The organism is Haliea sp., from assembly GCF_041395985.1.
Classification (GTDB): domain Bacteria; phylum Pseudomonadota; class Gammaproteobacteria; order Pseudomonadales; family Halieaceae; genus Haliea.
The window spans coordinates 656,310-674,415 of record NZ_JAWKZJ010000001.1 but is presented as its reverse complement, the minus strand read 5'-3'; the positions used below and the strand labels follow the sequence as shown (position 1 = coordinate 674,415).

General features: G+C 63.9%; 21 protein-coding genes. 11 read left to right on the top strand and 10 right to left on the bottom strand.

Annotated elements, in window-relative coordinates:
• Positions 1–58: 58 nt before the first annotated feature.
• From gpmI to R3E49_RS03090, 4 genes are all read left to right on the top strand, one after another.
• Complete coding sequence (gene gpmI, locus R3E49_RS03105; protein WP_371293704.1) at positions 59–1,615, top strand: 2,3-bisphosphoglycerate-independent phosphoglycerate mutase; 1,557 nt, start codon at positions 59–61, stop codon at positions 1,613–1,615.
• 2 nt (positions 1,616–1,617) lie between these two features.
• Complete coding sequence (locus R3E49_RS03100) at positions 1,618–2,778, top strand: murein hydrolase activator EnvC (protein WP_371293703.1); 1,161 nt, start codon at positions 1,618–1,620, stop codon at positions 2,776–2,778.
• An 86-nt stretch (positions 2,779–2,864) separates the two neighbouring features.
• Complete coding sequence (locus tag R3E49_RS03095; protein WP_371293702.1) at positions 2,865–4,178, top strand: S41 family peptidase; 1,314 nt, start codon at positions 2,865–2,867, stop codon at positions 4,176–4,178.
• 4 nt (positions 4,179–4,182) lie between these two features.
• Positions 4,183–5,007 carry a divergent polysaccharide deacetylase family protein gene (locus tag R3E49_RS03090; RefSeq protein ID WP_371293701.1) on the top strand — a complete coding sequence of 275 codons (825 nt, stop codon included), beginning with the start codon at positions 4,183–4,185 and terminating at the stop codon, positions 5,005–5,007.
• Between the two features lie 129 nt (positions 5,008–5,136).
• Here the strand turns inward: R3E49_RS03090 and R3E49_RS03085 are convergent, their stop codons facing one another.
• The gene (locus R3E49_RS03085; protein ID WP_371293700.1) at positions 5,137–5,637 is read right to left on the bottom strand and encodes a nitroreductase family deazaflavin-dependent oxidoreductase; all 501 of its coding nucleotides are present in this window, start codon (positions 5,635–5,637) and stop codon (positions 5,137–5,139) included.
• Positions 5,638–5,742: 105 nt separating this feature from the next.
• A complete protein-coding gene (locus R3E49_RS03080) occupies positions 5,743–6,003 on the bottom strand; it encodes a DUF167 domain-containing protein (RefSeq protein ID WP_371293788.1) in 261 nt (86 codons plus the stop codon).
• Between the two features lie 196 nt (positions 6,004–6,199).
• Here R3E49_RS03080 and R3E49_RS03075 point away from each other — a divergent pair, with 196 nt between their 5' ends.
• Positions 6,200–7,003, top strand: coding sequence for a DUF3667 domain-containing protein (locus tag R3E49_RS03075; RefSeq protein WP_371293699.1), 804 nt, complete (start codon positions 6,200–6,202; stop codon positions 7,001–7,003).
• Positions 7,004–7,065: 62 nt separating this feature from the next.
• Here the strand turns inward: R3E49_RS03075 and R3E49_RS03070 are convergent, their stop codons facing one another.
• The 4 genes from R3E49_RS03070 to R3E49_RS03055 all read right to left on the bottom strand — a co-directional run bounded on the left by R3E49_RS03070 (position 7,066) and on the right by R3E49_RS03055 (position 8,783).
• Positions 7,066–7,290, bottom strand: a complete 225-nt coding sequence (locus R3E49_RS03070) for a cysteine-rich CWC family protein (RefSeq protein WP_371293698.1) — start codon at positions 7,288–7,290, stop codon at positions 7,066–7,068.
• A 51-nt stretch (positions 7,291–7,341) separates the two neighbouring features.
• Positions 7,342–8,052, bottom strand: a complete 711-nt coding sequence (locus R3E49_RS03065) for a pseudouridine synthase (RefSeq protein ID WP_371293697.1) — start codon at positions 8,050–8,052, stop codon at positions 7,342–7,344.
• Positions 8,053–8,087: 35 nt separating this feature from the next.
• A complete protein-coding gene (locus R3E49_RS03060) occupies positions 8,088–8,432 on the bottom strand; it encodes a hypothetical protein (RefSeq protein ID WP_371293696.1) in 345 nt (114 codons plus the stop codon).
• A gap of 81 nt (positions 8,433–8,513) precedes the next feature.
• Entirely contained in the window at positions 8,514–8,783 is a 270-nt protein-coding gene (locus tag R3E49_RS03055) for a hypothetical protein (protein WP_290741268.1), read from the bottom strand.
• Positions 8,784–8,953: 170 nt separating this feature from the next.
• Here R3E49_RS03055 and R3E49_RS03050 point away from each other — a divergent pair, with 170 nt between their 5' ends.
• The 5 genes from R3E49_RS03050 to frdD all read left to right on the top strand — a co-directional run bounded on the left by R3E49_RS03050 (position 8,954) and on the right by frdD (position 14,113).
• A complete protein-coding gene (locus R3E49_RS03050) occupies positions 8,954–10,738 on the top strand; it encodes an SLC13 family permease (RefSeq protein ID WP_371293694.1) in 1,785 nt (594 codons plus the stop codon).
• A gap of 106 nt (positions 10,739–10,844) precedes the next feature.
• A complete protein-coding gene (frdA, locus tag R3E49_RS03045) occupies positions 10,845–12,617 on the top strand; it encodes a fumarate reductase (quinol) flavoprotein subunit (protein ID WP_371293693.1) in 1,773 nt (590 codons plus the stop codon).
• Entirely contained in the window at positions 12,614–13,366 is a 753-nt protein-coding gene (locus R3E49_RS03040) for a succinate dehydrogenase/fumarate reductase iron-sulfur subunit (RefSeq protein ID WP_371293692.1), read from the top strand. The genes frdA and R3E49_RS03040 overlap by 4 nt, the downstream gene beginning before the upstream one ends.
• Positions 13,359–13,766, top strand: a complete 408-nt coding sequence (locus R3E49_RS03035) for a hypothetical protein (protein ID WP_371293691.1) — start codon at positions 13,359–13,361, stop codon at positions 13,764–13,766. The genes R3E49_RS03040 and R3E49_RS03035 overlap by 8 nt, the downstream gene beginning before the upstream one ends.
• A gap of 2 nt (positions 13,767–13,768) precedes the next feature.
• The gene (frdD, locus tag R3E49_RS03030) at positions 13,769–14,113 is read left to right on the top strand and encodes a fumarate reductase subunit FrdD (protein ID WP_371293690.1); all 345 of its coding nucleotides are present in this window, start codon (positions 13,769–13,771) and stop codon (positions 14,111–14,113) included.
• 10 nt (positions 14,114–14,123) lie between these two features.
• Here frdD and hisF read toward each other — a convergent pair whose 3' ends face one another.
• From hisF to hisB, 4 genes are read right to left on the bottom strand one after another with little or no spacing between them, the layout of a single operon-like run.
• On the bottom strand, positions 14,124–14,897 hold the full coding sequence (hisF, locus tag R3E49_RS03025) for an imidazole glycerol phosphate synthase subunit HisF (RefSeq protein ID WP_371293688.1): 774 nt from the start codon (positions 14,895–14,897) through the stop codon (positions 14,124–14,126).
• Between the two features lie 3 nt (positions 14,898–14,900).
• Complete coding sequence (gene hisA / locus R3E49_RS03020; RefSeq protein WP_371293687.1) at positions 14,901–15,635, bottom strand: 1-(5-phosphoribosyl)-5-[(5-phosphoribosylamino)methylideneamino]imidazole-4-carboxamide isomerase; 735 nt, start codon at positions 15,633–15,635, stop codon at positions 14,901–14,903.
• Positions 15,629–16,279, bottom strand: a complete 651-nt coding sequence (gene hisH, locus R3E49_RS03015; RefSeq protein ID WP_371293686.1) for an imidazole glycerol phosphate synthase subunit HisH — start codon at positions 16,277–16,279, stop codon at positions 15,629–15,631. Before hisH ends, hisA begins: the two co-directional genes overlap by 7 nt.
• 5 nt (positions 16,280–16,284) lie before the next feature.
• Positions 16,285–16,878 (bottom strand): imidazoleglycerol-phosphate dehydratase HisB, encoded by a 594-nt coding sequence (gene hisB / locus R3E49_RS03010; protein ID WP_371293685.1) that lies wholly within the window; start codon positions 16,876–16,878, stop codon positions 16,285–16,287.
• Positions 16,879–17,124: 246 nt separating this feature from the next.
• Here hisB and arsS point away from each other — a divergent pair, with 246 nt between their 5' ends.
• Positions 17,125–18,084, top strand: a complete 960-nt coding sequence (arsS, locus tag R3E49_RS03005; RefSeq protein WP_371293684.1) for an arsenosugar biosynthesis radical SAM (seleno)protein ArsS — start codon at positions 17,125–17,127, stop codon at positions 18,082–18,084.
• The last annotated feature ends 22 nt before the right edge of the window (positions 18,085–18,106 follow it).

Below are 18,106 nucleotides of genomic sequence, written 5' to 3'. Positions count from 1 at the left end.
GACAGGGTAGAATGGCAGCCCCCCGGCTTTTCGCCACCACCGGAGCATTGGATCAAGCATGAGCAACCCCCGCAAGCAGCCCACCGTACTGATCATCCTGGACGGCTGGGGCCACCGCGCAGAGGCCCGCGACAACGCGATTGTGCAGGCCAACACCCCGGTGTGGGACCGGCTCTGGTGCGAGGCGCCGCATACGCTGGTGTCTGGTTCGGGGCTGGATGTCGGGCTGCCCGCAGGGCAAATGGGCAACTCAGAGGTTGGCCACATGAGCCTCGGCTCCGGCCGGGTTATCTACCAGAACATCACACGCATCGACCAGGCCATCGCCGATGGCAGCTTCAACAACAACCCTGCCTATACGCAGGCGATCGACGCCGCAGTCACCGGCGGCGGCGCGGTGCATGTACTCGGCCTGCTGTCCCCCGGCGGTGTGCACAGCCACGAGGACCAGATACTTGCCGCCGTGCGCCTGGCCGCGGCGCGCGGGGCGAGCCAGGTGTATCTGCACGCATTCCTGGACGGACGCGACACACCCCCGCGCAGCGCCGACGCGTCTCTGGCCAAAGCCGAGGCACTGTTTGCCGAGCTCGGCTGTGGCCGCGTTGCGAGCATCGTGGGGCGCTACTACGCCATGGACCGCGACAACCGCTGGGAGCGCATTGAGCAAGCCTGGCAGCTGCTGACAACCGGCACCGCAGCGCACCACGCCGACACCGCGCGGGCCGCCCTCGCGGCCGCCTATGCCCGTGATGAAAATGACGAGTTCGTGCTGCCAACCGCAGTCGGCGCCGAGGGTGACCCCAGTGGCGCCATATGCGATGGCGACTGCGTGTTGTTCATGAACTTCCGCTCTGACCGCGCGCGCCAGCTCACCCGCGCCTTCACCGACCCGGCGTTCAACAGTTTCGAACGTGGCGCGGTGCCGAAACTCGCTGGTTTCGTCACCACCACTGAGTACGCGGCAGATATCAACGCACCCTGCGCCTTCCCGCCGGAGCACCTGAACAACGTGCTGGGCGAATACCTGGCGGATCAGGGCAAAACCCAGCTGCGCATCGCTGAAACCGAGAAATATGCTCACGTCACGTTTTTCTTCAGTGGCGGACGGGAGGACACATTCCCGGGCGAGGAGCGCATCATGGTGCCCTCACCAGACGTCGCCACCTATGACCTGCAACCCGAAATGAGTGCCCCGGAAGTCACCGACAAACTGGTTGAGGCCATCCACAGTGGCCGCTACGACCTGATTGTCTGCAACTACGCCAACGGCGACATGGTCGGCCACACCGGTATTTTTGCCGCCGCGGTACGCGCCGTGGAAGCCCTGGACGCCTGTCTGGGCAGGGTGGAAGCGGCCTTGCTGGAGGTGGGCGGCCAGGCTCTGATCACCGCGGACCACGGCAACTGCGAGCAGATGGTCGACTACGAATCCGGCCAGCTGCATACGCAGCACACCACTGAGCAGGTACCGCTGGTGTATATCGGGCAGCGGGACTGTGAACTGGATCCCGCCGGCGGTATTCTCGCCGATATCGCACCCAGCCTGCTGTGCCTGATGGGGCTACCGCAACCCGCGGAAATGACCGGGCACAGCCTGGCGCGCTGCCAGGATTAGCCATGCCTCGCCTGCGCCAGCATCGTGCAGGCCTGTTGCTGGGCATCGCCCTGCTCTGCCTGCCACTGGCCATGCCCGCCTCGCCACAGGATGACGAAGCGCAGGCGCGCGCCAGTCTCGCCGAATTGCAGGCCCGGATCAAGGCCGTGACCGGGCAGCTGGACCAGGCGCGCAGCCAGCTGAGCAGCGAACAGAAGCAGCTCCGTGAAGCGGAAAGACGTCTCGGCGAGCTGCAGACAGCAATCGGCAACAACCGCGACGCCATCCGCAGCACCGAGGCCGAGCTTGCCTCACTCGCCCGGCGCAGCAGCGAGCTGGAGGCCGCCCGCGACAGCCAACAGGTACGCATAGGTACCGAGTTGCGCGCGGCCTGGCAAATGGGTCAGCAGGGCACAGTGAAAGTGCTGCTCAATCAGGAAAGTCCACACACGGTGGCGCGCGCCATGGCCTACTACCGCTACTTCTTCGAGGCGCGCAACGAGCTGGTGGTTGCCTATCGCGCGACACTGGCGGAGCTTTCCGCCGTCGCAGCCCGCAGCCAGACCGCAGCCCTCGAACTGGAAGCGCAGCAGGCGCAGCTGCAGAGCCAGCAGGAAGCACTGCTGGCCTCGCGCGCGCAGCGTGAGCAGGCCATTGGCGCGCTGGCTGCCAATATCCGCAGCAAGGACGACGAGCTACAGCAACTGGAGCGCGACAGGGAAGAGCTGGAGCAACTGTTGGAGTCGATCAAACAGGCCATCGTAGAAATCGAGCTGCCGACCGACTACAAACCCTTCGCCAGCCGCAAGGGCAGCATGAGCTGGCCCATCGAGGCCCGCCGCAGCAACGGCTTCGGCGCCAGCCGCGGCGTCGGCGGCATGCGCTGGCAGGGCATCAACCTCATCGCCGAGGAAGGCACGCCGGTGCGTGCCATCCACCACGGCCGTGTGGTGTTCGCCGACTGGCTGCGCGGTTCCGGCCTGCTGCTCATACTCGATCACGGCGACGGCTACATGAGCCTGTACGCTCACAACCAGAGCCTGTTGAAAGAGGTCGGCGAATGGGTGGCACCGGGCACGCCGGTGAGCACCGTCGGCAGCAGCGGCGGCCTTGAGCGCTCGGCTCTGTATTTTGAAATACGCAAGGATGGCAAGCCTCTGGACCCGGTCGCCTGGTGCCGCTGAAGCCCCGCGCTTGCGCGGTTTCAGCCGGAATCGGTTACACTGGGGCCTTTCATCTGGCAACGGCGCAACGCCGACGGCGGTAACTCATGCAGTCACAGTTCTCTCCCCTGGCAGTCCTGCGCAGTGCGCTGCTGGCCTGTTTCCTGGGGGCGCCCGCAGCGCTGGCGCAGCACACTCAACAGGATGCCCAGCTGCCGCTGGACGCGCTGCGCACCTTCGCCGACGTGTTCAACCAGATCCGCATCGGCTACGTGGAGGAAATCGACGACAGCACACTGCTGGAGTACGCCATCCAGGGCATGCTGATGAACCTGGATCCACATTCTGCCTATCTCACGGAAGAAGCCTTCGAAGACCTGCAAACCAATACCAGCGGCGAGTTCAGCGGGCTCGGCATTGAGGTGGGCATGGAAGACGGCTACGTCAAGATCGTCGCGCCCATTGACGGCTCGCCCGCCGCAGAAGCAGGCCTGATGAGCGGTGACCTGATCCTCAAGCTGGATGGCAAGCAGGTGAAAGGGCTTTCCCTGAACGAGGCCATTGAACTCATGCGTGGCCCGAAGGGTAGCCCAATCGAACTGCAGATAGGCCGGCCCGGCACCAGCCAGCCTTTCGATATCACCCTGAAACGCGACACCATCAAGGTGGCCAGCGTGCGCGAGCGCTTTCTGGAGCCGGGCTACGGCTACATCCGCGTAGCGCAGTTCCAGACCGGCACCGGTGACGATGTGGGCGCTGCGCTGCAGCGGCTGATAGCCAAGGGCCCGCTGAAAGGCCTGGTGCTGGACCTGCGCAACAACCCCGGCGGTGTGCTCGGTGCCAGCGTTGAAGTAGCCGGGTTGTTCATGGATGGTGGACTGGTGGTGTACACCGAGGGCCGACTGGCCAACTCGGAAATGCGCTACTCGGCTGAAGCCGGGGACGCCAGCGGCGGCGCGCCACTGGTGGTACTGATCAATGGCGGTTCCGCCAGCGCCTCGGAAATCGTGGCCGGGGCCCTGCAGGACCAGAAGCGCGCGGTCATCATGGGCACTGACAGCTTCGGCAAGGGTTCCGTGCAAACTGTCATGCCCATCTCTGAATCCCGCGCCGTCAAGCTCACCACCGCGCTGTACTTCACACCCAACGGCCGCTCCATCCAGGCGTCAGGTATCGAGCCCGACATTATTGTAGAGCGCGCCCAGGTCACTGCCTACGACACATCCAACCAGATTACCGAAGCCGACCTGACGCGCCGGCTGGACAACGTGAACGGCGAAACCCGCCGCAGCCAGCGCCAGTCGGAGGGCCTGCTGGGCACCGACAACCAGCTCTATGAAGCGCTCACGCTGCTGAAGGGCGTGAACATCCTCGGCCTGCGCAGCGCCCCTGCCAACGCCGGTACGGCGGGCGACGGCTGACCGCATGTGGCGGGGTCTGCTGCTAGCATTGCTGCTCCCTGTAGCCGCCTGGGGCATGCGCCCGCTGGAAACGCCCCAGGCCTTGCCCGTCTCCGGCGGCCTAGTCGGCACCGCCTACCGCGCGCCGCTGCCCAGCCAGCCCCCGCCCTTCGTACTGCCACCGGGCGACCCGGCCACGCTGGTCATTATCATTGACGACCTCGGCAACCGCCTCAAGGAAGGACGGCAGACCGTCGCCCTGCCCGGACGCATCAGCGTGGCGGTGCTGCCCCACACACCTCACGGTGCGCGCCTCGCCGAAGAGGCCCACCGCGCCGGCAAGGACGTGATGCTGCATGCCCCCATGAGCACACTGGATCACCGCCCCCTCGGGCCTGGCGCGCTCACCAATGAGTTATCGCAAACCGAGTTCCGCGACACGCTGGACGCCGCGCTGGCCAGCGTGCCGCATGTGCGGGGCGTGAACAACCACATGGGCAGCGGGCTCACCCAGAGTCCCGAACCCATGCGCTGGCTGATGGCCGAGCTCACCGAGCGCCAGCTCTATTTCGTGGACTCGCGTACCCACAGTGCCACCGTGGCCGCCGCCGCCGCGGCCGAAGCCGGCCTGCCGCACCTGTCACGGCAGGTGTTTCTGGACAACGTGGCCGACCCCGAGGCCATTGCCGAGCGCTTCCTCGCCGCCGTAAGTCAGGCCCGACAGCGAGGCCTTGCGGTGGCGATTGGGCACCCGTACCCGGAAACCATCGCCTTTTTACAAGCGGTACTGCCCGAGCTGGAGGCGCAGGGCATACAATTGGCGACGGTTTCGGAAGTGTTGGGGCTGTAGCGCCGTCAACCGCCCTGTTTCATTGCGTTTGCTCATTGCGAGCGCTGTGCCATGATTAACGCATAGCGCAGAAAAGCGCCCAAGCAACAGCCTTTACCATATTGATTGAATCCGCGAGGTGGTGGGGGACTAACTAAACGTTTCCCCCGCCGCACCCTCTATCTCAAAAACGGGCAAAATGCGCGGATACTGGTTTGCCCACTCCTGGTACTGCTTGTAGACAGGTGCATGCCGGCAGCACAGGGCAAACTTCTCGTCACGCTCTGCGCCTTCCAACAGTCGTGTTTTCACATTGTAATTCTTGCGTTTGTAGCGCATTGCCGCATCAGGGGTGGCGCGAAGATTATGCGCCCAGTGGGGGTCCCTGCTGGTGCCACCGCGCGAACCCACGACCAGCAGCTTGCCATCGCCAGTGGGAAAGGCCGGCAACACCGTGGAGCGCGGCAAACCCGATTTGCGGCCTAGCGAGGTGAGGATGCAGGGATTGTTATAGCCGGATTTGTCATCTTTTGTGAAGATCCAGATGATTGGTGAGAAAGCGAACCATCGGACGCAGAACACATCAAAGACACGGCCGAACTCCGAGCCGCCGAACCATCTGATGAATTGCTGAACTGGCGACACCTTCATTGCAGATTTCCCTCTCGCCCGGCTGTCAATCGTTATGTGTGGTTTGACGGTACTCGCGAGACAGCTCAAGTAGCCGGTCCTGCGGAATGCATCTGCCGGCGGCGGTCATGCACGTTTATCACCCAGCTTCAGCTTCCCCATCACTTCACTGAGTGACAGACCTTGAATCTCGACGACCTTCCTTTGCGCAACCTTGCCTGCAATTATAGTGACAGCGCTTCGAGGGACGCCCAGTTTTTCTGCCAATAGCGCCTCGACAGCCGCGTTCGCTTTCCCATTCTCCGGGGGTGCCGGCACTCTTATTTTAAGCATATCGCCGAGCCATCCTGACATTTCCGAGCGGGATGCTCCTGGCACTACTTTTATATTGAGTTTTGTAATCGCGCAAGAACCCCGTTTCGGAAGAACACAACCGAGCCCACATTATACGGAAAGCACCTCAGGATATTCTTACGGTCAAATCCCTCTCAACACAGCCACCCTCCGCTGTATAAGGTCGGTTGCCCCGATGACTGCTTAGGGTAAACTCAGTGGCCACGACTAAACGCAAATGCGAGTCGGCATGGATACACCGCCACAACTATATTGTGACAACTGCCACAGTGCCCTGCATGGTGCTTTTTGCCATGAATGTGGCCAGGAAAAGAAGAGCTATATCCGCAATGTCAGCGGCGTCATCACTGAGTTCTTTGGTGAATTCAGTAACTGGGATACCCGGGTCTGGCGAACACTGTTCCCCCTGTGGTTTCGACCGGGCTTCCTCAGCCAGCGCTACGTGTCCGGCCACCGGGTACCCTACGTACCGCCGCTTCGTCTTTACCTGTTCACATCCATCATTGCCTTCCTGCTGTTTTCGCATCTCACCCCTTCCGATGTCGTAACCATCGAGAGGGCGCACGATGCACCGGCGCTGGAAGTGAATGAACAACTGCAAAACCTGTTGGACAACCCGCAGCCAGTGATCACGCGGTTTTTCCGCCTCGCCCCCCAGGTGATGTTTGTTCTGCTGCCCACCTTTGCGCTGATACTGAAACTGCTCTACCTGCGCTCGCACCGCTATTACACGGAACACCTGATTCTGGCGCTGCACAACCACAGTTTCATTCTGCAGATGCTCGCATTTTACCTGGGGGTGACCGCACTGGAGCGGATACTGGCCACCCACTGGCTGGTGGCCGCCCTGTCCTGGCTGGACACACTGATTATGTGCTGGATTCCAACCTATCTGCTGCTGAGCCAGAAGTGCTTCTACCAACAACGCTGGGGCAAGACGCTGCTGAAATTCTGCCTCACCGCTTCGATCTACAGCGTACTGCTGTTGGCAGCTGGCTCAGGCCTGATCCTGTTCAGCGTTCTATCCCCCTAGCGGGCAAGGCCAGAGAAGCAAATACCAACCCTGGAGCTGCGCCACCGCGCGAGGTCTGGATATCACTTCGGCGCGTAACGGGCCTCGAAGGCAGGCGGGTCCTGGTTGTAAAGCAACACGCAGGCCTGGCAGATACAGACTCGCCCCTTTGCTGCACCCGGCACCAGGTCCACCAGAGCCCTCGGGATACTGGCCCCAGCACACCAGCAGGGCTGCGTGCTGTTCACGCCGCAGGCATTCGTGCCGCCGCAAAAGGGGCAACTGTCCTCACAGAAACGGGTAAGCATTATATCCTCCGCAAAATGTTCGCGACTCAACGCCGGTTGCAGCAGTGCACGTCACCGCTGCGCCACCTGCGCAAGCTCACTTCGGGTGAGCGGCCTCGTGGTACCGGCTTGCAACTCGCCCAGCCTCACAGGCCCTATCGACACACGGTGTAACGACAGGACCTTGTTACCAAAATGGCCGAACATGCGTTTCACCTGATGGTACTTGCCCTCAACCAGCGACAGCCTGCAGGTCCGGGCAGAGCGTATTTCCAGTTGCGCGGGCAGTGTAGTCATTCCCTCATACGCGAAGTAAATACCGGCCCGAAACGCCGCCACATACTCCTCGCTCAGGGGCCTGGCAACACTGACTTCGTAGACTTTCGGCAGTTTCGTTTCCGGTGCACTCAGCCTGCGCGACCAGGCACCGTCGTTCGTCAACAGAACCAGCCCTGTCGTATTGAAGTCCAGACGCCCTGCAAGGTGCAGCTCATGTTTCCTGGGGTGGCGGACGAGATCCAGCACCGTGGGGTGCTTACCGTCCTTGGTAGCGCTGACCACACCAGCAGGCTTGTGCAGCGCAAGGTATACCGGCTGCGCGTCGCTCAGGACGATTCCGTCCAGCACAACCCGGGTGAACCGGGTAACCGGCTGTCGGATGCAGTGCGCAGGGATGCCGTCCAGCAGGATTTTGTGCTGCGCAATCAGCAGGCGCACCTCCCCCATGGAAAAACCGCTGTTCTGGGATATGAACCGGTCAAGCCGGGTGGTTGAGCGCTTCATGCTGGATCGGTGCTACCGACGCCCTTCGGTTCGGACTACGGTCGAGTTCTGCCGGGGCCCACGAGCAGTGCGCTGAGCTGCCCGTTTACCCTGAAACTCTGGATGAGCAAATATAGGCTGAGGAACAGGGCGCCTCCAAAAAACGCGGCAACACCCAGGCACAACCCCGCGACGGAGAAACCGTGGCGCCAGGACACCCACAGCGCCACCAGCGTAAGCATGAACATGAAATCCAGATTGAACTGTCCGGCCCAGCCCATGCGGGCCATATCACCGAAGAAGACGCTGAGCAGGCCGAAGCCATGCTCGCCTATCACGATTCCGGTATACGCCGTCAAAACGATAAACACTGCAACCAGCAACACTCTCAAAGCTGTCATCACGTTCTCCTGCCAAAAGCCTGTAGCCGCATCATCGCGCCCAGCCGGCCGCTGCCTTCCTGTGCGCAGCCAATGACGCTATCACAGGCTGTGCCGTTTTTTCAGCCGCTGCATCTCACTGAGAATACTGACGAGCCTGTAAGCACCCCAGACCATGACGGCCCCGCCCGCCCCAAGGAGCAGGTTGACGACACCCGGTTCATTGAGCAGGGGGTGAAAAGCTGCTCCTTTCGCCGCGAACTTCCCATACAGCCCCAGCCCGAAGAGAAGGGTGCCGGGAGCCTCAATGATCTGCACTTTGCGCAGTTGCCTGTTTAACGCCTCGAGTTGTTCCTGGGGTTGTTGCTGCACGTTCACCTCCCGGCTTCTGGTAGACAGGTCACGTGACCTGCGGTCATCGTGCAAAGACCGCTTACTTACAAACAGCTTTATAACAAATTCTGCTAACACAATCGCCAAGCGTTTCTTTCCCGCCCGCGCAGAGGCGACTACTATCTGCAAACTTCTTCGGAGACAACATCATGGTATGGCAGGGCTGGCTTTCACTGGGTTTGGTGGGGGTGGTGCTCGCCCTGCTGATTGCCACGCGACTGCGCCCCCATGTGGTCATGCTGGGTGCGCTCACCGTGCTGGTGACAACCGGCGTACTCAGTGCGGGGCAGGCACTCGCGGGGTTTGCCAATGAAGGGCTGGCCACCGTGGCCGCAATGTTCGTTGTCGCGGGTGGCATTCAGGCTTCCGGCGGTGCAGAGCTGATTGTGCAGCGCCTGCTGGGCCGGCCCACCACCGCGCGCGGCGCCATGCTGCGCCTGTTTGCGCCGGTGGCGCTGCTCAGTGCCTTTCTCAACAACACGCCTATCGTGGCCACCATGATTCCGGCCGTGAACAGCTGGGCACGGCGCATCAATGTCGCGCCCTCCAAGCTGATGATTCCGCTCAGCTACGCCGCGATTCTCGGTGGCACGCTGACACTGGTGGGCACCAGCACCAACCTCGTGGTGAACGGCCAGTATCGCAGCCTGACCGGCGCTGAAGGGTTCTCCCTGTTCGCCATCACCGCGGTGGGGCTGCCGGTGGCCCTGGCAGGTGCCGCCTTCATGTGGCTGTTCTTTGCCCGCTGGCTGCCGGAACAGCGGGACAACGCGCCCTTCGCCAACCTGCGCGAGTTCACACTGGAGGTCGCGGTGGCCCCGGGCGGCCCACTGATCGGCAAAACCGTGGAGCAGGCCGGCCTGCGGCATCTGGTGCGCGTGTACCTGGTGGAGATCGAACGCGAAGAGCAGGTCATTTCGCCCGTCGGCCCTGATGAGACATTATACGGCGGCGACCGACTGGTATTCGCAGGCGATACCGATGCGATTGCAGACCTGCTGCGCATCAACGGAGTGGTGCCCTCTACGCAGGTCACTGCCGAGGCCGCACCACCCAGGGACCGGGCCGAGCGGCGCCTGGTGGAGGTGGTCGTGTCGCCGCACTGCGCCGCGGTGGGCCAGGCCATACGTGACGCACAGTTTCGCGACCGCTACGGCGCAGCTGTGCTGGCAGTCGCCCGCAACGGGGAACGGGTGCGCGGCAACCTCGGCAGCACGGAACTGGCAGCAGGCGACACTCTGCTGCTGGAAGCGGGCCCAGACTTTGTCACCCGACAACGCCACAGCCGCGACTTTCTGCTGGTCAACGACCTCGCCACCGAACCACCGCGGCATGATCGCCTGTATCTGGCGTGGTGCATTCTCCTGGGCGTTGTGCTGGCGGCTGGCACAGGCCTGTTGAGCATGCTGAATGCCGCTTTGATCGGCGCGCTGCTCATGCTGCTGGCGGGCTGCTGCTCGCTGGAACAGGCAGAGCGCAGTCTGGATCTCACGGTGTTGCTCACCATCGGCGCATCGTTCGCGCTGGGCGCAGCACTGGAGCAGTCCGGCGCCGCGCTGTTCCTGGCGCAGGGCCTGATCAGCCTGGGGGCTGACAGACCCTGGCTGCTACTGGTGCTCACCTACTTCACTGTGTCGTTGCTGACAGAAGTCATCACCAACAACGCGGCGGCCATTCTCATGTTACCCATTGCGCTCAGCGTAGCCGCCAACAGCGGCCTGGACCCGGTGCCCTTCGTACTGGCCATCATGATGGCTGCCTCGGCCAGTTTTGCCACGCCGCTGGGCTACCAGACCAACCTGATGGTCTACGGTCCGGGCGGCTACCGGTTTACAGATTTTCTCCGAGTGGGTGTGCCAATGAACCTGTTTATCGGTGCCGTCACCCTGGGGGTACTGTTGCTCGGCTGGCCGCTGCTGCCGCCCACAGAGTAACCTGCTGCGCGGTGGCCGCAGTGCATTGCATCGCGCAGGGCGAGCGGGGAGAATGCAGGGGCACGCAGGCGCAGGAGCGCGCTGCGGGTATGGGAGCCGGAATGCGATGAACCAGCAGCAGGCAGACATCGTGATCGTGGGAGGCGGCGGAGCCGGCCTGCGCGCGGCCATCGCCGCGGCCGAGAGCAACCCCGGCCTCGACATCCTGCTGCTGTCCAAGGTGTACCCGATGCGCAGCCACACGGTCGCGGCAGAGGGCGGCTGTGCCGGCGTCATCCAGGCGCACGACAGCGTCGACGCCCACTTCGACGACACCGTGGCCGGGGGTGACTGGCTCTGCGACCAGGACGTGGTGAACTATTTTGTGCGCCACGCCACGGAAGAAAACCTGCGGCTGGAGCACTGGGGCTGCCCCTGGAGCCGCAAACCGGACGGCAGCATCAACGTGCGCGCCTTCGGCGGCATGCAGATAGAGCGCACCTGGTTCGCCGCCGACAAGACCGGCTTCCATATTCTGCACACGCTGTTCCAGACATCGCTCAAGTACCCCGGAATTCGTCGCTGTGACGAGTACTTCTGCACCGACCTGCTGGTGGAGGATGGCCACTGCGCGGGTCTGCTCGCCATCGACATGCGCAGCGGAGAGCAGACCCTGATTGCGGCATCCGCTGTTATTCTCGCTACCGGCGGTGCTGCCCGCGTGTATCGCTATAACACCAACGGCGGCATCGTCACCGGTGACGGTATGGCGCTGGCCTACCGGCAGGGCGTCCCCCTGCGCGACATGGAGTTCGTGCAGTACCATCCCACCGGCCTGCCCGGCTCGGGGATCCTGATAACCGAGGCAGCACGCGGCGAAGGTGGTGTACTCACCAACCGCGAGGGCTACCGCTACCTGCAGGACTACGGCCTGGGCCCGGAAACGCCGCTGGGCCAGCCGCAGAACAAGCAGATGGAGCTGGGCCCCCGCGACCGCCTCAGCCAGGCGTTCTGGCACGAAGAGCAGGCGGGCCGCACAGTGGCCACGGAGCGGGGCGCGGCGGTGTACCTCGACTTGCGGCACCTCGGTGAACAGCACATCCAGGAGCGCCTGCCCTTCATCCGCGACCTGGCGCGCACCTATGTCAACGTGGACGCCGTGCACGAACCCATTCCCGTGCGTCCTACAGCCCACTACACCATGGGCGGCATTCAGACCGACCGCCACACTGCCACCTGTCTGCCGGGGCTGTATGCGGTGGGCGAGTGCGCCAGCGTGGGGCTGCACGGCGCCAACCGGCTGGGCTCCAATTCGCTGGCAGAACTGAGCGTTTTTGGCCGTCTGGCGGGGGAGCAGGCGGCAGAGCGCGCAGCACAGGGGTTGGCGGTGGACCCGCAACGTCTACGGCCACAGGCTGAGGCACAGGCCGCCGGGCGGGAAGCGTTGCGTACGGCAAACGGCCCGGAACGCCTCGCCGCCCTGCGCGATGAAATGGCCTGCGCCATGGAGGGGGGCATCGGCATTTTCCGCGTGCCGGCACAGATGTCCGCGACCGTCGAGAAGATTGCCGAGCTCAAGGCGCGCTATCAGCAGCTGGGCCTAAAGGATGGCAGCCGCGCCTTCAACACGGAATGGCTGCAGGCGATCGAGCTGGGCTTTCTGCTCGACGTCGCCGAAGCGATGAGCCACGCCGCGCTGGCGCGGCAGGAGTCCCGCGGCAGCCACCAGCGTCCGGAGGATTTCCCGGCGCGCAACGATGCGCTTTTCCTCAAGCACAGCCTGGCCAGGCAACAGCAGGGAGGCGCGGCCGAGGTCAGCTGGCAGGACGTGGTCATCACCCGCTCGGCGCCGGGCGAGCGGCACTACGGTGGCAAGGCGACCGGGGAGGCAGGCAGGTGAGCGACACTATCGAGCTGGCGGTCACGCGCTACCGCCCCGAGCAGGACACGCAGCCCTGGGAGCAGCGCTATACCGTGCCCTGCAGCGACGACATGTCCGTACTCGATGCCCTCAACTACATCAAGGACGCACTGGACCCGTCCCTGAGCCACCGCTGGTCCTGCCGCATGGCCATCTGCGGCAGCTGCGGCGTGATGGTAAACGGCGAACCGAAGCTGTCCTGCAAGACCTTCCTGCGCGATTACCGCGAAGCCGGTGTGCTGGAGGTCCGGGCGCTGGACAACCTGCCGGTAGAGCGCGATCTGGTCGCGGACATCAGCGGCGTGGTCGAGCATATCGAGGCGGTGAAGCCCTGGTTGATACGCCATAGCGAGGCCCCCGTCGACACGGCACACTCACAGACTCCGGCGCAGATGGCGCGCTACCACGCCTTCAGCCAGTGCATCAATTGCGCGCTGTGCTATGCCGCATGCCCGCAGTTCGGGCGCAACCCGGCGTTCCTGGGCCCCGCCGCGCTCACCCTCGCCCAGCGCTACAACCTGGATTCCCGCGATGAAGGCAGCAGCGAGCGCATGCCCTGGCTGAATGCGGAGGAGGGTGTGTGGAGCTGCACCTTCGTCGGCTACTGCTCGGAGGTCTGCCCCAAGGACGTAGACCCGGCCTCGGCGATCAACCGCGGCAAAGTGGCATCGGACATCAACTACGGGGTCAACCTGTTCCGCCTGCTGCGAGGCAAGGGCGATGCGTAAACCCTGGCAGCCACAACAACCCCGCAGCTGGTGGCTGCGCAACCCGGCCTACCGCCGCTACATGCTGCGGGAAGCCACCGCGCTGCCCCTGCTGCTGTACACCCTGCTGCTGCTCGCCGGGATAGTCCAGTTCAGCCGTGGCGAGGCCGCTTTCGCCACCTGGCTCAGCTGGCTGCAAACGCCGGCAGGGCTGCTGCTGCAGGGTATCGCGCTGGCGGCGGCCCTGTTGCACGCGGTGACCTGGGTCGCACTGGTGCCAAAGATTCTGGTCATCGACAGCGACCGCCTGCGCATTGATCCGCGGCATGTGTTGCGTGCCCACCAGCTCGGCGCGCTGGCCGGCAACCTGGGGCTGGTCGGCGCCACACTCTGGCTGCTGTGGCCAGCAGGGGGCGCGTAACCATGCGCCGCTCCCACGAGCCCATCAGCTGGTCCCTGTTCGGCGCCGGCGGCATGCTGCTGGCGTTTATCGGCCCGGGGCTGATTGCGAGCACGCTGCTGCTGGGCTGGCTGGTGCAGGATCCACAGGCGCTTTATGCCACACTGAGCAGCGGCCTGCAGCACCCGCTGACGAGGCTGGCGACGCTGGCCGTGATTGCACTACCGCTGTACCACACCGCACATCGCCTGTATCACGGCCTGCACGACCTGCACATCAAAGGGCCGACCTGGCTGCTCGGAGGGTTTTTTTACGGCGGGGCTACGGCACTCAGCGCCCTGTGTGCCTTCTGGCTGTTCACGCTGTAATCCAGCGCCGCTAGAGACGCACCTCGATGCCCCGCTCGGCCATATAGGCCTTGGCTTCGGGCACGGTGTATTCCGCAAAGTGAAAAATGCTGGCGGCCAGCACCGCATCGGCACCGCCCAGCAGAATGCCATCCACCAGGTGCTGCAGGTTGCCCACACCACCGGAGGCGATCACGGGAATATCCACAGCGTCCGTAATCGCGCGGGTGACACCCAGCTCAAAGCCGTTTTTGGTGCCGTCACGGTCCATGCTGGTGAGCAGGATTTCCCCGGCTCCCAGCTCCGCCATCTTCACCGCCCAGGCGACCGCATCGATGCCGGTGGGTTTGCGCCCGCCGTGGGTGAAGATTTCCCAGCGCGGCTGGCCGTCCACATCGGCCACGCGCTTGGCGTCGATCGCCACCACGATGCACTGGGCACCGAAGCGCTGCGAGGCCTGGCGCACGAGTTCGGGGTTGTGGATTGCGGCCGTATTGATGCTGACCTTGTCGGCGCCGGCATTGAGCATGGTGCGGATGTCGTCGACCGAGCGGATGCCGCCCCCCACCGTGAGCGGAATAAACACCTGCTCGGCAATCTGCTCCACGGTGTGGACCGTGGTCTCGCGGCCCTCGTGGCTGGCGGTAATGTCCAGGAAGGTGATTTCGTCAGCGCCCTGCTCGTTGTAGCGGCGGGCGATTTCCACCGGGTCACCCGCGTCGCGGATACCGACGAAATTGACCCCCTTGACCACGCGCCCGTTGTCGACGTCGAGGCAGGGGATGATGCGTTTGGCCAGGCCCATGGCTCAGGCCGCCGCGTCACACAGGCGTTGCGCTTCGGCCACGTCCAGCGTGCCCTCGTAGATGGCCCGGCCGGTGATGGCACCGCAGATGCCTTCATGTGCCACAGCCTGCAGGGCCCGAATATCCTCCAGGTTGGTGATGCCGCCGGAAGCGATCACCGGAATGCGTGAGGCCCGGGCCATGCCCAGTGTGGCTTCCACGTTCACACCCTGCATCATGCCGTCGCGGGCAATGTCGGTGTAGACAATGGCGGACACGCCATCGGCCTCGAACTGTCTGGCGAGGTCCGTGGCCAGTACCGTGGACACCTCTGCCCAGCCGTCGGTCGCTACCAGCCCATCCCGGGCGTCCAGGCCGACGATGATCTTGCCCGGAAACGCGCGGCAGGCCTCGGCGACAAAGGCCGGCTCCTTCACCGCTTTGGTGCCGATGATCACATAGCTGACACCGGCCCGCACATAGTGCTCGATGGTCTCCAGGCTGCGAATGCCACCACCGATCTGGATCGGCAGCCTGGGCCAGGCGGCGGCAATGGCCGTCACCACCTCGCCGTTGACCGGCTCTCCGGCAAAGGCGCCGTTCAGGTCCACCAGGTGGAGGCGCCGACAGCCCGCGTCCACCCAGCGCCGGGCGACGGCCAGCGGGTCATCAGAGAACACCGTGCTGTCCTCCATCAAGCCCTGCCGCAGGCGCACGCACTGGCCGTCTTTCAAATCGATAGCGGGAATGATCAGCATGAGGGTGTCCAGTTGATGAAGTTGCGCAGCAGCTGCAACCCGGCGGTGTGGCTCTTCTCCGGGTGAAACTGGGTGGCAAAGAGATTGTCCCGGGCCAGCGCCGCATCGGCACAGACGCCGTAGTCAACGCTGCCTGCGACGAGCGAGCGGTCGGCAGCGGTGACGTAATAGCTGTGCACGAAATAGAAACGGGTGGCATCCGGAATGCCATTCCAGAGTGGGTGCTCACTTACTCTGCGAACCTCACTCCAGCCCATGTGCGGCACTTTCAGGCGCTGCCCTTCGGCGTCGTGCAGCGGCTGGCCAAAGTGGCGCACGGTGCCCGGAATCACGTTCAGGCAGTCCACGCCGCCGTTCTCTTCCGAGTGGCTCATCAGCGCCTGCATGCCCACACAAATGGCCAGCACCGGCTTGTGCTGCTCGGTCAGGGCCACCTGCAGCAGCTCGTCGCAGCGCAGGCGGCGGATCTCCGCCATACAGTCGCGTATGGCGCCCACACCCGGGAAGACGACGCGGTCCGCCGCGCGGATCTGCTCAACATCGTGGGTCACCACCACGCGTTCAGCGCCGACATGCGCCAGCGCACTGGCCACCGAATGCAGGTTGCCCATGCCGTAGTCGATCACTGCCACTGAACCGCTCACGGGTGTTACAGCACACCCTTGGTGGAGGGCATCATGCCGGCCATGGCCGGGTCCGCCGAGAGCGCCATGCGCAGCGCGCGGCCGAAGGCCTTGAACACCGTTTCGATCTGGTGGTGGGTGTTCTCACCGCGCAGATTGTCGATATGCAGCGTGACCTGGGCGTGGTTGACGAAGCCGTGGAAAAATTCCTGGAACAGGTCCACGTCAAAGCCGCCCACGGAGGCGCGGGTAAACGGAATGTGATACACCAGTCCCGGCCGGCCGGAGAAGTCCACCACCACGCGGGACAGCGCTTCATCCAGCGGCACATAGCTGTGGCCGTAACGCACAATGCCTTTCTTGTCGCCCACCGCCCTGGCGAAAGCCTGGCCGAGGGTGATACCGATGTCCTCCACCGTGTGGTGGTCGTCGATGTGCAGATCGCCCCTGGCATGGATGTCGAGATCGATCAGGCCGTGGCGCGCAATCTGGTCCAGCATGTGCTCGAGGAAGGGGATACCGGTGTCAAATTTCGCCTGACCGGAACCGTCGAGATTCACCGTGGCGGTAATCTGCGTTTCCAGCGTGTTGCGAGTCACACTCGCCTTGCGCTCAGACATGCTATTCTCCAGAACCTGCACTGGCGGATGGGAACCGGGGCCAGGCCCGGAAAAGCGCGCCATTATAGAAGAAAGCCGGGCCGAATTCACCGTCAGATATGCCGCGGTAGCGTTGGCCACAGGCGGGCATCCCGGGCAGCGGGTAAACTGTGGCGAGCCCAGCCGCGTACCAACTCATGAACAGTCGCGGCAGCACACCAAACACGCAACCACCACAAGCCGCCACCGAACAAGGACTCCACACCCATGCACGCCACCCTGCCGCTGCTGGAAGCGACCGATTTCCCCGCCCTCAGGCGGGCTGCGCTGCAGACCCTGCAGGTCAACCTCGGTTACCTGTGCAACCAGAGCTGTGTGCACTGCCATGTCAACGCCGGCCCCACCCGCACCGAGATGATGAGCGACGACCTCATCGATCTCATACCCCGGGTATTGCAGGCACGCGGCGTGTCCCTGCTGGACCTGACGGGCGGCGCCCCGGAAATGCACCCGCGCTTCCGCCACCTGGTGACCGCGGCCACCGCCCAGGGGGTGAGGGTGATGGATCGCTGCAACCTCACCATCCTGCGCGAACCCGGTTATGAAGACATGGCGGAGTTTCTCGCCCGGCACCGGGTGGAGATCGTGGCCTCCATGCCCTGCTATTCGCCGGCCAACGTCGACCAGCAGCGCGGCAACGGCGTGTTCGACAAGAGCATCGCCGCCCTGCAGTCACTCAACGCCCTGGGCTATGGGCAACCGGGCAGTGGTCTGCAGCTGAATCTGGTCTACAACCCGTTGGGCCCCACCCTGCCGCCTAACCAGCAGGCGCTGGAGGCAGACTACAAGCGGGAACTGCGCGCGCATTTCGGTATCGAATTCAACGCCCTGTTCACGCTGGCCAACATGCCCATCAAGCGTTTTGGCAGCACACTGATTTCCAAGGGCCAGTTTGCCGCCTACATGCAGCTGCTGAAAGACGCCTATCAGCCTGGCAACCTCGAGGGTGTCATGTGCCGGTCGCTGGTGAGCGTGGACTGGCAGGGTTACCTGTACGACTGCGACTTCAACCAGCAGCTGGACCTGTCGCTCCCAGGCCACGAGGGCAGGCCGCAGCTCGCCAGCCTGCTGACGGGCGGACTGGATGGCCGCGAGATACGCACCGCCGACCACTGCTATGGCTGCACCGCCGGCCAGGGCAGCAGCTGCGGTGGCGCCCTGAACTGACCCAGGCCAGAACCGGGCGCCC

Coding starts and splice junctions, on each gene's coding strand:
- gpmI (WP_371293704.1), top strand. CDS start 59: ATGAGCAACCCCCGCAAGCAGCCCACCGTACTGATCATCCTGGACGGC.
- R3E49_RS03100 (WP_371293703.1), top strand. CDS start 1,618: ATGCCTCGCCTGCGCCAGCATCGTGCAGGCCTGTTGCTGGGCATCGCC.
- R3E49_RS03095 (WP_371293702.1), top strand. CDS start 2,865: ATGCAGTCACAGTTCTCTCCCCTGGCAGTCCTGCGCAGTGCGCTGCTG.
- R3E49_RS03090 (WP_371293701.1), top strand. CDS start 4,183: ATGTGGCGGGGTCTGCTGCTAGCATTGCTGCTCCCTGTAGCCGCCTGG.
- R3E49_RS03085 (WP_371293700.1), bottom strand. CDS start 5,637: ATGAAGGTGTCGCCAGTTCAGCAATTCATCAGATGGTTCGGCGGCTCG.
- R3E49_RS03075 (WP_371293699.1), top strand. CDS start 6,200: ATGGATACACCGCCACAACTATATTGTGACAACTGCCACAGTGCCCTG.
- R3E49_RS03070 (WP_371293698.1), bottom strand. CDS start 7,290: ATGCTTACCCGTTTCTGTGAGGACAGTTGCCCCTTTTGCGGCGGCACG.
- R3E49_RS03065 (WP_371293697.1), bottom strand. CDS start 8,052: ATGAAGCGCTCAACCACCCGGCTTGACCGGTTCATATCCCAGAACAGC.
- R3E49_RS03060 (WP_371293696.1), bottom strand. CDS start 8,432: ATGACAGCTTTGAGAGTGTTGCTGGTTGCAGTGTTTATCGTTTTGACG.
- R3E49_RS03050 (WP_371293694.1), top strand. CDS start 8,954: ATGGTATGGCAGGGCTGGCTTTCACTGGGTTTGGTGGGGGTGGTGCTC.
- frdA (WP_371293693.1), top strand. CDS start 10,845: ATGAACCAGCAGCAGGCAGACATCGTGATCGTGGGAGGCGGCGGAGCC.
- R3E49_RS03035 (WP_371293691.1), top strand. CDS start 13,359: ATGCGTAAACCCTGGCAGCCACAACAACCCCGCAGCTGGTGGCTGCGC.
- frdD (WP_371293690.1), top strand. CDS start 13,769: ATGCGCCGCTCCCACGAGCCCATCAGCTGGTCCCTGTTCGGCGCCGGC.
- hisF (WP_371293688.1), bottom strand. CDS start 14,897: ATGGGCCTGGCCAAACGCATCATCCCCTGCCTCGACGTCGACAACGGG.
- hisA (WP_371293687.1), bottom strand. CDS start 15,635: ATGCTGATCATTCCCGCTATCGATTTGAAAGACGGCCAGTGCGTGCGC.
- hisB (WP_371293685.1), bottom strand. CDS start 16,878: ATGTCTGAGCGCAAGGCGAGTGTGACTCGCAACACGCTGGAAACGCAG.
- arsS (WP_371293684.1), top strand. CDS start 17,125: ATGCACGCCACCCTGCCGCTGCTGGAAGCGACCGATTTCCCCGCCCTC.